Source organism: Streptomyces sp. NPDC088400 (assembly GCF_044753355.1).
In the GTDB taxonomy this organism is placed as follows: Bacteria; Actinomycetota; Actinomycetes; order Streptomycetales; family Streptomycetaceae; genus Streptomyces.
The window spans coordinates 1-12,445 of record NZ_JBIVMZ010000023.1 but is presented as its reverse complement, the minus strand read 5'-3'; the positions used below and the strand labels follow the sequence as shown (position 1 = coordinate 12,445).

Sequence of the window (12,445 nt, the reverse complement as noted above, 5' to 3'; positions counted from 1 at the left end):
TTGCCTCATTCGCGAGCGCGGAGGACAGCGCGCCCCTGTGCGTGCGACTGTGCGCGCCCCTGTGCGGGGGTTCGCACGCCCCTGCGCGGGGGTTTACGCATCCCTGCGCGGGGGTTCACGGAGGATCGAGCGGGGTCCGGCCGGGTCCCGGGGGCCTGATCCTGGGGGCCTGATCCTGGGGCCGCTCCCGCCGATCCGCCGACCGTCGGCGAAGGAGACGGCGGTGAGCCGCGCCGTGGCGACGGCGCTCTGTCTCACCCACCCCTGCCGACTCATTGACACACCCCCCTCCCGGCCCGATTCTGAGAGCGCTCTCAGAACCCCCCACGTTCAGGAGGAATGCGTGCCTGCCATAAGAAAGTTACTGGCGCCCCTGGCCGCCGCGGTGATCTTCGCAACCGGGTTCACGGCCGCCGTCCCCGCGGCCGCCGCCCCCGCCGGTGACGGCGCTCCGGCCCCCGCCCGGGCCGCGGTTCCCGACACCATTCCGCTGACCATCTCGAACTCGTCCGGCCGCACGGACCCGGTGTACATCTACAACATCGGGACCCAGCTCTCGACCGGCAGGCAGGGGTGGGCCGACGCGAACGGCACGTTCCACGCCTGGCCCGCCGGGGGCAATCCGCCGACCCCCGCGCCCGACGCGTCGATCGCCGGGCCCGCGAACGGGCAGTCGATCACGGTCAGGATGCCGAAGTTCTCCGGCCGGGTCTATTTCTCGTACGGGCAGAAGCTGGTCTTCAAACTCACCACCGGCGGTCTCGTCCAGCCCGCCGTGCAGAACCCGAGCGACCCGAACCGCGACATCCTCTTCAACTGGACCGAGTACACGCTCAACGACGCCGGGCTGTGGATCAACAGCACCCAGGTCGACATGTTCTCGGCTCCGTACGCCGTCGGCGTCAAGCTCCCCAATGGCAGCACCAAGACCACCGGCCACCTCAAGCCAGGCGGCTACAACGGCTTCTTCAACTCCCTCAGGGGGCAGTCGGGCGGCTGGGGCAATCTGATCCAGACCCGCTCCGACGGCACGATCCTGCGCGCTCTCGCCCCGGGTCACGGCATCGCGTCCGGCGCCCTGCCGGCCGGTGTCATGAACGACTACATCAACCGCGTGTGGAGCAAGTACGCGAGCTCGACACTGACGGTGACACCGTTCGGGGACCAGCCGGGCACCAAGTACTTCGGCCGTGTCTCCGGCAACGTCATGAACTTCACCAACAGCGCGGGCGCGGTCGTCACCTCGTTCCAGAAGCCCGACGCCGACAGCGTCTTCGGCTGCTACAAGCTGCTGGACGCGCCCAACGACCTGGTGCGCGGGCCGATTTCGCGCACCCTGTGCGCCGGGTACAACCGTTCCACGCTGCTGGTGAACCCCAACCAGCCCGACACCAGTGCGGGGAGCTTCTACCAGGACGCCGTCACCAACCAGTACGCCCGGAAGATCCACGAGCAGATGGCCGACGGCAAGGCGTACGCCTTCGCCTTCGATGATGTCGGCAACTACGAGTCGCTGGTGAACGACGGCAACCCGCAGCAGGCGTTCATCACACTCGACCCGTTCAGCTGACGGGGCTGAGACACAGCCCGGACTGTCCTTCGGCCCAGTGGTCCACCGACAGCAGATAGTCGGTGGGCCCGCACGAATCCCCGCCGGAGACACGGTATTGGGCCCGGCCGGAGTCGCAGCCCACCGCTTCGATGTTCTGGCCGGGCTCCTCCGGGTGCCCCTCCACACAGTCGCCGACCGAGACACGGACGGGCTCGTCGTCCCCGGCCAGCAGGCCGATCACCAGGAGGGTGGGAAAGGCGAGCAGCACCAGCGCGATCGGCGTCAGGATCAGCAGGACCGGCAGTCTGCGCAGCAGCCGCTTCCCGGGATCGAGCGGCGGGCGCCACCCTCCGTACGGAGGAGGCAGTTGACGGAACCGGGAGCGTGCCCCCAGGACATTGGACAGCACGACGACGGGGGTGATGAAGAAGGAAAAGATCCCCCACCAGCCGGCCAGCAGCGTGTCCGAGGTCATCCGGCGGTAGGTGGCGAGTCCGCAGGTGCGGCAGAAGGAACCGCCGCGCTTGAGGAAGCGCATCACGATGATCATGCCCTCGTGGCCGCGCACCGTCGCCTGCGCGGCGGGCTGTGCACCGCACACGTCACAGACGAAGGCGGCCGGATGCTGTCCCCGCGGGGGCTGTTGGTACTGCGGCTGCCCCGGTGGAAAGCCCGGGAAGTGAGGGCTGCTCGCGTGAGGCGGGTACGGGCCCGGCGGAGGCGGCGTCGCCATGATGATCTCTCCCCTGTACGTACGACCGTCGCACTTTAGCCCGACCGGCAATTGGGGGGCGACGTCGCGGGGGTGGGCACGCAAGACGGCCGGGCCCCGTCCACCGTACGGACGCGGCCCGGCCGTCAACTACCGGTCCGGCAGCTCACCGGACCGGGCGGTGCACGTTCTCCCGCGCGGACGGCCCCGGTGTCGCGTCCGCGATCCAGGGGCCCTCGCCGCTCGGGTCGACGACCCCCTCCTCCAGCCACTCGTACGCACCGGCCAGAACGCCCTTCACCACCTTGTGGTCCAGGTCGTCCGTGTTGGACCACAGCCGGTTGAAAAGCTCCTCGACCCGGATACGGGCCTGCCGGCAGAAGACATCGGCCAGTTGGTACGCCTCACGGCCGTGCTCCCCGGTCGTACGGAGCAGTTCGGCCCGTACGCAGGCCGCGCTCATCGCGAACAGCTCGGCGCCGATGTCCACGATCCGCCCCAGGAAGCCCTGTTTGGTCTCCATCCGGCCCTGCCAGCGCGACATCGCGTAGAAGGTGGAGCGGGCGAGCTTGCGCGCGTTCCGTTCGACGTACCGCAGATGCGGTGACAGGTCCGGGTGCCCTGCGTGGTGGAACTCGCCGTACGAACGCGGCAGTTGGCCCGGACCCGCGACCAGCTTCGGCAGCCAGCGCGCGTAGAACTTGCCCGCCTGCGCACCCGCCTTCGCCTTGTCCGAGAAGGACTTGTCCGGATCGATGATGTCTCCGGCCACCGCGAGGTGCGCGTCGACCGCCTCGCGGGCGATCAGCAGATGCATGATCTCGGTCGAGCCCTCGAAGATGCGGTTGATGCGCATGTCGCGCAGCATCTGCTCGGCGGGTACGGCTCGTTCGCCGCGGGCCGCCAGGGAATCCGCGGTCTCGAAGCCGCGGCCGCCGCGGATCTGGACCAGCTCGTCGGCCATCAGCCAGCCCATCTCCGAGCCGTACAGCTTGGCCAGGGCCGCTTCGATGCGGATGTCGTTGCGGTCCTCGTCGGACATCTGGGAGGACAGGTCGACCACCGCCTCCAGCGCGAACGTGGTGGCGGCGATGAACGAGATCTTCGCGCCCACGGCCTCGTGGTGGGCGACGGGCTTGCCCCACTGCTCGCGCGCCGACGACCACTCACGGGCGATCTTCAGACACCACTTGCCCGAGCCCACGCACATCGCGGGCAGGGAGAGACGGCCGGTGTTGAGGGTGGTGAGGGCGATCTTGAGACCCGCGCCCTCGGGCCCGATACGGTTCGCGGCGGGGACGCGGACCTGGTGGAAGCGGGTCACGCCGTTCTCCAGACCGCGCAGGCCCATGAAGGCGTTGCGGTTCTCGACCGTGATGCCCGGGGAGTCGGCCTCGACGACGAACGCCGTGATGCCGCCCTTGCTCCCCTCCGACTTCGGGACGCGGGCCATCACCACCAACAGGTCGGCGACGACGCCGTTGGTCGTCCACAGCTTCACGCCGTCGAGGACGTACGCGTCGCCGTCCGGCACGGCCGTCGTGGCCAGCCTGGCGGGGTCGGACCCCACGTCCGGCTCGGTGAGCAGGAACGCGGAGATGTCGGTACGGGCCAGGCGCGGCAGAAACGCGTCCTTCTGCTCCTGGGTGCCGAAGATCTTGAGCGGCTGGGGTACGCCGATCGACTGATGGGCGGAGAGCAGCGCGCCGATGGCGGGATTGGCCGAGCCGACGAGCGCCAGGGCCTTGTTGTAGTACACCTGGGTGAGACCGAGCCCGCCGTACTTGGTGTCGATCTTCATACCGAGCGCGCCCAGTTCCTTGAGGCCGTTGATCACCTCGTCGGGGATCCGGGCCTCGCGCTCGATCAGGGCGCCGTCGATCCTCGTCTCGCAGAAGACGCGCAGCTCGGCCAGGAACTCCTCGCCACGCCTGACGTCGTCGGCCGCGGGCAGCGGGTGCGGATGGATGAGGTCGAGACGGAAGCGGCCGAGGAACATCTCCTTGGCGAAGCTCGGCTTGCGCCAGCCCTGCTCCCGGGCGGCCTCGGCGACCTGGCGCGCTTCGCGCTCGGTGACTTTGGGCGTGCCGTGCGGTTCCTGCGGTACGGATGCTTCGGAAGGTACGGATGGGGCGGACATGAGGAACTCACCTCGCCGCGGAGTCGGGACCAGCGGTGGTTTTACCGGCTGGTGCTACTCGTCCGTATCTACCCGATTCCTGCCGCCCGCACCAGTCGTAGGGCGGACTGTTCCGGTACGGACAGCGGGTCCGTTTCCGTACGAGTGAGGGCCGGAGCCCGCGCGGCGGCGGGCTCCGGCCCTCGTACTTCGTCTGGCTTCGTCCGTGGTTTGTCTGCGCCCCGTTTCCGCTTCGCCGAGCGGGGTGCGTGCCTACAGGTCGATGCCCGTGAACACCAGGACCCGCTCGTAGGTGTAGTCGTCCATCGCGAAGCGCACGCCCTCGCGGCCGACGCCGGACTGCTTGACGCCGCCGTACGGCATCTGGTCGGCGCGGTACGAGGGGACGTCACCGACGATCACGCCACCGACCTCCAGGGCGCGGTGGGCACGGAAGGCCGCCTTCAGGTCGTGCGTGAACACACCTGCCTGGAGGCCGTACTTGGAATCGTTGACGGCCTCGAACGCCTCGGTCTCGCCCTCGGCCCTGCGGACCGTGAGGACCGGGCCGAAGACCTCCTCGCGGGCGATCGTGACCTCGGCGGGAACCTCGGCGAGGACGGTGGGCGCATAGGTCGCGCCGTCCCGCTTGCCACCCGTGAGCAGCTGGGCGCCACCCCGCACCGCCTCGTCCACCCACGACTCGACGCGCACGGCGGCGTCCTCGTTGACGAGAGGGCCCACATCGGTCGCGTCATCGGCGGGATCGCCGGTGGCCTGGGCCTCGACGGCGGCGACGATCTTGGGGACGAGGCGTTCGTACACCGACGCGTCCGCGATCACGCGCTGCACGGAGATGCAGGACTGGCCACCCTGGTAGTTCGAGAAGGTGGCGATCCGGGTCGCCGCCCAGTCCAGGTCCTTCTCGCTCGCGTAGTCCGCGAGGACGACGGCCGCGCCGTTGCCGCCGAGTTCGAGGGTGCAGTGCTTGCGCGGGACGGAGTCCATGATCGCGTAGCCGACCTTGTCGGAGCCGGTGAAGGAGATCACCGGCAGCCGCTCGTCCTGTACGAGGGCGGGCATCCGGTCGTTCGACACGGGCAGAACGGACCAGGCGCCGGCCGGCAGCTCGGTCTCGGCCAGCAGCTCACCGATGACGAGGCCGGAGAGCGGGGTCGCCGGGGCGGGCTTGAGGATGATCGGGGCGCCCACGGCGATGGCGGGTGCGATCTTGTGGGCACAGAGGTTCAGCGGGAAGTTGAACGGCGCGATGCCGAGGACGACGCCACGGGGGAAGCGGCGGGTCAGGGCGAGCCGGCCGGTGCCACCGGCGTCGGTGTCGAGACGCTGGGCGTCACCACCGTTGAAACGGCGGGCCTCCTCGGCGGCGAAACGGAACACGGAGACGGCGCGGCCGACTTCGCCGCGGGCCCACTTGAGCGGCTTGCCGTTCTCGGCGGAGATCAGCCGAGCGATCTCCTCGGTGCGCTCGACGAGCCTGCGCGAGACGTGGTCGAGGGCGGCGGCCCGTACGTGCGCGGGCGTCGCGGCGAACTCGTCGACCACGGCGTGGGCGGCGGCGACGGCCTCTTCCACCTGGTCGTCGGTCGGCACGGAGACGGTGCCGACGAGCCGGCCGTCCCAGGGTGAGGTGACGTCGAGGGTGTCCTCGCCGGTGGCCTGGCGGCCGGCGAGCCAGAAAGCGTGGGTGGAAGTCATGACGAGTCCGGGCCCTTCCGTGCAGATGGGGGTGTCTGGTCGGTGTCTGGTCCCACGGTAGGCGGGTGGGGGCGGGGGATTGTTTGTCCGGGGTGGAGTGGTGAGGCCGGGGGCGTGCGCCGCTTTGTCGTACGAGGTGCGCCTTCCGTCAGGGCGCGGGGTGCGGGTGGGGTTCGTGGTGGGTGCGGGGCCCAGGGCCTCCGGAGGCGCATGTCCGGACTGCATGATTTACGCCGCGTGCGGGCGTGCTTTTCGGGTGCGGGTTCACGAGCGGCACAAATCACGCTCTACGTCCGGACACGTCACCTCCTGCGACCCCGACCCCCTCCCGCCGGATCCCCGCCTGCGGCCCGGTGGGACACCTCATCCGCCCGCCTGCCCGGCGGGGGTGGTCTGTGGCAGGCGGTGAAGGGGGCCGCGCAGGGGTCGTGTCCGGAACGTAAAGCGTGATTTGTGGCGCACAACAACCAGGACGCCGGGATCCGGTCCGCACGCGCCGTAAATCATGCAGTGCAGGACATGACCCCGGAGCGGCACCCGGCAACAACCCGCACCCGAAAACCGGTCCGCACCACAACGGCCCACGCCCACGCCCCCGCCGGACGGCGCACCGCACCCCACCCCGCCTACCCCATTGGCGGCGGTGTCGTCGTCTTCAAGGCCAGCCACAGTTCCATCCGTACGTCCGGGTCATCCAGCGAGCGGCCCAGGATCTCCTCCACCCTGCGCATGCGGTAGCGCAGCGTGTGGCGGTGGACTCCCAGGTCTGCCGCCGCCGCGTCCCACTGGCCGTGCCGGGACAGCCATGCCCGCAGCGAGGCGACCAGGTCGCCCCGGCCCTTCGCGTCGTGTTCGCGCAGCGCGCGGAGCATGCCGTCCGCGAAGGCGCGCACCGCGTCGTCCGCGAGGAGCGGGAGGATCGAGCCCGCCGCCAGTTCCTCGTGCTCGACCAGTGCCCGGCCGCGCCGCCGCGCCACCGAGAGCGCTTGTTCGGCCTGTTTGTACGCGCCCACCGTGGCGATCGGGCCGGTCGGCGCGGAGAGTCCGATGACCGCTCCGATCTCTTCCGCGTCCAGCGCCGCGTATCCACCGGCCTCCCGTGCCACCGCCCCGCCGTCCGCCGCGAGCACCGTGAGCCGCCCCTCGCCGTCGGGGACCACCAGCACCGCCTCTCCGGCCCGCGCGGCTGCGGCCTCCACCGCCTCGGCGAGCACGTGGAGCGGGTGGTCGGCCGCGGCCCCCGGCCTGGCGTCGGATCCGGCCCCCGGATCCGGTGCGGATCTCGACGACTCGGCCGACTCCGCGATCAGCAGCCGGAACGGCGCGTCCAGCAGACCGCCGTACAGATCGCCCGCCACAGCGCGCGCGTGGTCCGGCTGCCCGGACAGGAGCATGCGCAGTACCGCCGCGCCGAGCCGCTGTTCCGCCTCCTGAAGGGCACGTGACCGTTCCGTCGTCAGTGTCAGCAGGGCGACCGCCGAGTGGACCGCGTACCGCTCTGCTGTGCCCAGGGCCGACTCCGTGCCGACGGCCAGCGCTCCCCGTACCCGTCTGCCGGTGCCCAGGGACTGGAGCTCCACCCGGTCGTGCGAGTCCCCGTCGCCTTCGTCGTCCGCGCCCGCGACCACCGCGCTCGCCGGTGCCGTCCGCTCCCGAAGCCGCTCCACGTCGGCCGTCAGCCGGGCCGCCCGCCGCGCCGCCCACTCGGGCGCGACGGCCACGACGGCGCCGGACGCGTCGTACAGTGCCGCCCAGCCGTCCACATGCGCGGCGAGCCTGGCCAGCAGTTCGGCGGGGCCGTCCGTGAGCGCCGCGCGGGTCAGTTCCCGCTGGGCTTCGAACCCGGCGGTCACCGCGCGGTACTGGTCGGCCGCGATCGCGGCCGATACGGCCTTGCTGATCGCCAGGAACGGTGTGCGCCGGGGCACTCCCAGCAGCGGCAGACCGGCCTCCCGTGCCGCCTCGACGAGCGCCTCGGGGATGTCGCCGTAGTTCACGCCGACGGCGAAGCCGAGACCGACGACCCCGGCGCCCACCAGCCGCCGTACGTAGCGGCTCATCGACTCGGGGTCCTCGGCGTCCAGCGTCGTCGCCGTGATCAGGAGCAGCTCGCCGCCCTCCATGTACGGCACGGGGTCGACCAGCTCGCTGGCATGGACCCAGCGCACCGGAGTCTGGAGCCGGTCCTCCCCCGCGCGCACGGTGAGTTGGAGCGCCGAATGCTGGATGAGCGAGGCGAGGGTGGGCGGCATGGTGGAACCGTAGGGCCTTCGGGAGCGCAGGGGCAGGGCCGTGGACAGTGCCGTGGCCCAGTACGCCGTCCCGTATGAACGACATCCCTTAATTCTGCCAGGTTGTACGAAAAAAGGTACGCGGAGCCGCCCTCGGGCAGCTCAGCCCTCGCCGGCTCATGGCACGGCGGCGGGCCGGCTCCCGGCCCGGCCGCCGGACCGTTCAGTTCCGCAGGTCCACCAGCAGCGGCGGTGCGTGCTCGCCGTCCACCGTCCGCAGTGACAGCACCGCGTGTCCCGCCGGTACCGAATGTGCCAGCTCGGAGGCCGACCAACGCTCGCGCTCGACCTTCCGTACCGTCACCGCGTCCGTCGTCACGGCCTTGCCGGTGACCAGTTTCCGGAAGGCGTGGATGGCCCGGGTGAGTGGCTGGTCGGCGAAGACCGTGCGCTGGGTGACGTCCCGGGTCTCCACCCACTCCGTGCCCCACGCCTCCGCGAAACGCTTACCGTCCCAGGTGGTGATCCCGGAGAAGGCCATCCGGCAGCCGACGGCCCCGAGCAGGGCCGTATGCAGCGCCTCCGGTACGTCATCGAGCGTACGCAACGTGAGCACCGCGCCCGCGTTCACCGAACGCAGCCGTTGCACACCGCGCAGCGTCTCCTCGGTGAGCGTGCGGGTCGCGTCGTCCAGGACGAGGCAGGCGAAGAGCGAACGGTCGGCCCGTACCGCCGCGTTCGCCGTGAACTGGGCGAGGACGAGCCGGGCCAGCAGCCGCGAGGCCTCCGCGTGCCCGCGCTCGGGCAGGTCGATACGGACCCGCAGCGGATGTTCCAGGGAGCGCAGGGAGAACGGCCGGGTGCGGCCGCTGGTGTCGAAGAAACCGGTGAACGCGGGCCGGTCGAGCAGCGCGACCCGGTCGGCGAGCGCCCGCCCCGGGTCTCCGGCCGCGCCCGACTGCCGTTCGCGCGCGTCGAGTTCACGCCGCATGGAGTGGTGCCCGTCGGTGTCGAGCGCCTCCCGCAGAGCGGCCAGCGCGGTGGGCTCACCGTCGAGCAGCTCGCGCAGCTCCGGTATGGCGGGCAGTCGGCCGTGCGCGGCACGGAACGGGCCGAGCAGTTGGGCGAGCGCGGTGGTGGCCCGGCGGCTGTCGGTGTCCGTGAGGTCGCCGACAAGGCCCTCGGCGAGTACGGCGGCGGCCTCGTCCGGGTCGTTCGTGCCCCCGTACAGATCGAGGTCGTACACCGATTCCGGATGGCCGATCCCGACGACGACGTCATAGGCGTCGTCGGGGCCCAGCTGGGTGCCGCTGGCGCAGACGGCGATGACGGCGGCCTGCCCCGCGAGCGCCTGGAGCGAGAGCGACTCGACGACCGGCCGGACGAGGGCGCGCGTCTTGCCCGCTCCGGGCGGGCCGACAGCCAGCAGCGAGGTCCCCAGCAGGACGGGATCCAGCGCGAGACCGGTGCCCCGACGGGCATACGGGGTGCGCTCCCCGTCGTGGACCGTGCCGAGCCGGACCTGCCGGACGAACAGGTCGTGCCGGGCCGCGCGGACGGGCAGGTCGCGTTTGTTCGACGGGTGGACGCAGGCGGCGGCGCCGTTGCCCCGTACGGCCTCGGCGAACGCGGTCAGCCGCGAGGGATCGGCCCGTACGGAGTGCCAGGCGCGGCGGATCCTGGCGTAGTCGACATCGTTCATCCGGCCGTCCCGTACCTCGGACGCGAGCCGCGCGGCGACATCGCCCTGCCCCGCCGCCCGCAGCTCGGGCCACTCGGCGGGGTCGTCCTCGGGCTCCGGGGGCGGGGGGAGCGTCTCCTTCGGCAGGCTTCCGGGGCCACGTCCCACCACGCGCCCGGCCAGCTCGGGCCACCGGCCGAGCCGTCCGAAGACGACCGCCATGATGCCGATCACCAACGCGGAGTAGACGTGATCGGCCATGACACCGGTCTCCGTCCCGGGCCAGGAGTCGGGCGTGAGCACTATGAGAGGCCAGACCCAGAAGCTGCCGAGATAGCCGTTCCACAGCAGCGACCAGAGCAGCAGGCCCGCCAGGAACGAGATCAGGGCGCCTGTGATCAGCTGCCGCGTCGGCGTACGCTCCGGTTCTTCCGGGGGCCGTGGCCGGTGCCCGTAGGCCCAGGTCCCCGGCGCGTCCGCGATCCGGGGCACGTGCAGCCATTCGCGGAGCGTGGGCCCGGTGGAGGGCGCGTGCTCCGGCGCGGGAGGAGGGCCGGGCGCCGGTACGGAAGCCGCGGGCGCCTCGAAAGGCGCCGAGGACGGCATGGGAGGCGGTGGCCCTGCCGGGCGCGGCACAGGCGTGGCGCGTGCGTCCCGTGCGTCCTGCGTGCCGTCGGTGTCCATGAATCCCTGCCCCCTGCGCAGTCCGTCCGCCTTGTTGTACCCGCCTAATGTATTGCGCGGGCAATACATCAGCGGGTGGCCCAACCGTCCCGCGCACGCGGGGGTGTTGCTGCCTCCGCACCGGCGTCTGCCGGCCCCGGACTGCGCGAGGCGCTTCCGGCGCCATGTCCACCACGGACAACGACACGCCCCCACCACTCCCCAACGGCGCATGCTCGCTCCCCTTCCGCGCCCCTAGCCTGCGGAGAAAGACCTCGAAACACCCCCAGGAGCCCCTCATGACCGCTATCCCGCAGGAGCGCCGCATCGTCACCGCCATTCCCGGCCCCAAGTCGCGGGAGCTGCAGACCCGCCGTACCGCCACGGTCGCCGGTGGTGTGGGGTCCGTGCTGCCCGTCTTCGCCGCCCGCGCCGACGGCGGGGTCATCGAGGACGTGGACGGCAACCGCCTCATCGACTTCGGGTCCGGGATCGCCGTGACCTCGGTCGGCGCCAGCGCCGAGGCCGTGGTACGCCGTGCCTCCGCCCAGCTCGCCGACTTCACCCACACCTGTTTCATGGTCACGCCGTACGAGGGGTACGTCGAGGTCTGTGAGCGGCTCGCCGAGCTGACCCCGGGCGACCACGCCAAGAAGTCCGCCCTGTTCAACTCGGGCGCCGAGGCCGTCGAGAACGCCGTGAAGATCGCGCGTGCGTACACCAAGCGCCAGGCGGTCGTCGTGTTCGACCACGGCTATCACGGCCGTACGAACCTCACGATGGCGCTGACCTCGAAGAACATGCCGTACAAGAACGGCTTCGGACCGTTCGCCCCGGAGGTCTACCGCGTGCCGGTCGCCTACGGCTACCGCTGGCCGACCGGCCCCGAGAACTGCGGCCCCGAGGCGTCCGCCCAGGCCATCGACCAGATCAGCAAGCAGGTCGGCGCCGAGAACGTCGCCGCGATCATCATCGAGCCGGTGCTCGGCGAGGGCGGCTTCATCGAGCCGGCGAAGGGCTTCCTGCCCGCGCTGGCGAAGTTCGCGAACGACAACGGGATCGTGTTCGTGGCGGACGAGATCCAGTCCGGCTTCTGCCGCACCGGCCAGTGGTTCGCGTGCGAGGACGAGGGTGTCGTCCCGGACCTGATCACCACGGCCAAGGGCATCGCGGGCGGCCTGCCGCTCGCCGCCGTCACCGGCCGCGCCGAGATCATGGACGCCGCGCACGCGGGCGGGCTCGGCGGTACCTACGGCGGCAACCCGGTGGCCTGCGCCGCCGCGCTCGGCTCCATCGAGACGATGAAGGAGCTGGATCTCGCCTCGAAGGCCCGTCGCATCGAGACGGTCATGAAGGGCCGGCTCTCGGCGCTTCAGGAGAAGTACGACATCATCGGCGACATCCGCGGCCGCGGCGCGATGATCGCGGTCGAGCTGGTGAAGGACCGGGACAGCAAGGAGCCCAACCCCGCGGCGACCGCCGCGCTCGCCAAGGCGTGCCACGCGGAGGGCCTGCTGGTCCTCACCTGCGGTACGTACGGCAATGTGCTGCGCTTCCTGCCGCCGCTGGTGATCGGCGAGGACCTGCTGAACGAGGGCCTGGACATCATCGAGCAGGCACTCGCGGGCATCTGAGCCGGCGGCGGGGGCGCCCCCCCCCCCCGGGGGCCCCCCCCCCCCGGCCCGGGGGGGCCCCCCCCCCCCCGCCCCCCACCCCCCCCCCCCCCGGCCCCCCCCCCCCCCCCCCCCCAAACCCCCCCCCCCCCCCC

Annotated in this window: 7 protein-coding genes; 2 read left to right on the top strand and 5 right to left on the bottom strand. The window is 71.5% G+C overall.

Features of this window, described 5'->3' with window-relative positions; all coding sequences use genetic code 11:
- The first annotated feature begins 343 nt into the window (after positions 1-343).
- Positions 344-1,570 (top strand): glycoside hydrolase family 64 protein, encoded by a 1,227-nt coding sequence (locus ACIQD6_RS34805; RefSeq protein ID WP_401890675.1) that lies wholly within the window; start codon positions 344-346, stop codon positions 1,568-1,570.
- On the opposite strand, the gene ACIQD6_RS34800 is transcribed toward ACIQD6_RS34805, so the two are convergent.
- The 5 genes from ACIQD6_RS34800 to ACIQD6_RS34780 form a co-directional block, all read right to left on the bottom strand.
- Entirely contained in the window at positions 1,563-2,153 is a 591-nt protein-coding gene (locus ACIQD6_RS34800) for a hypothetical protein (RefSeq protein ID WP_401890673.1), read from the bottom strand. The genes ACIQD6_RS34805 and ACIQD6_RS34800 overlap by 8 nt on opposite strands.
- A gap of 277 nt (positions 2,154-2,430) precedes the next feature.
- Entirely contained in the window at positions 2,431-4,404 is a 1,974-nt protein-coding gene (locus tag ACIQD6_RS34795; RefSeq protein ID WP_401890670.1) for an acyl-CoA dehydrogenase family protein, read from the bottom strand.
- Between the two features lie 252 nt (positions 4,405-4,656).
- A complete protein-coding gene (locus tag ACIQD6_RS34790; protein ID WP_401890667.1) occupies positions 4,657-6,102 on the bottom strand; it encodes an aldehyde dehydrogenase family protein in 1,446 nt (481 codons plus the stop codon).
- 626 nt (positions 6,103-6,728) lie between these two features.
- The gene (locus ACIQD6_RS34785; RefSeq protein ID WP_401890665.1) at positions 6,729-8,354 is read right to left on the bottom strand and encodes a PucR family transcriptional regulator; all 1,626 of its coding nucleotides are present in this window, start codon (positions 8,352-8,354) and stop codon (positions 6,729-6,731) included.
- A 202-nt stretch (positions 8,355-8,556) separates the two neighbouring features.
- Positions 8,557-10,698, bottom strand: a complete 2,142-nt coding sequence (locus tag ACIQD6_RS34780) for an ATP-binding protein (protein ID WP_401890663.1) — start codon at positions 10,696-10,698, stop codon at positions 8,557-8,559.
- 278 nt (positions 10,699-10,976) lie between these two features.
- On the opposite strand from ACIQD6_RS34780, the gene gabT reads away from it, so the two are divergent.
- The gene (gene gabT, locus ACIQD6_RS34775; RefSeq protein ID WP_401890660.1) at positions 10,977-12,311 is read left to right on the top strand and encodes a 4-aminobutyrate--2-oxoglutarate transaminase; all 1,335 of its coding nucleotides are present in this window, start codon (positions 10,977-10,979) and stop codon (positions 12,309-12,311) included.
- The last annotated feature ends 134 nt before the right edge of the window (positions 12,312-12,445 follow it).

Bases quoted from the DNA above. Each gene is read 5' to 3' on its own strand.
- gabT (WP_401890660.1), top strand. From the start codon at position 10,977: ATGACCGCTATCCCGCAGGAGCGCCGCATCGTCACCGCCATTCCCGGC.
- ACIQD6_RS34780 (WP_401890663.1), bottom strand. From the start codon at position 10,698: ATGGACACCGACGGCACGCAGGACGCACGGGACGCACGCGCCACGCCT.
- ACIQD6_RS34785 (WP_401890665.1), bottom strand. From the start codon at position 8,354: ATGCCGCCCACCCTCGCCTCGCTCATCCAGCATTCGGCGCTCCAACTC.
- ACIQD6_RS34790 (WP_401890667.1), bottom strand. From the start codon at position 6,102: ATGACTTCCACCCACGCTTTCTGGCTCGCCGGCCGCCAGGCCACCGGC.
- ACIQD6_RS34795 (WP_401890670.1), bottom strand. From the start codon at position 4,404: ATGTCCGCCCCATCCGTACCTTCCGAAGCATCCGTACCGCAGGAACCG.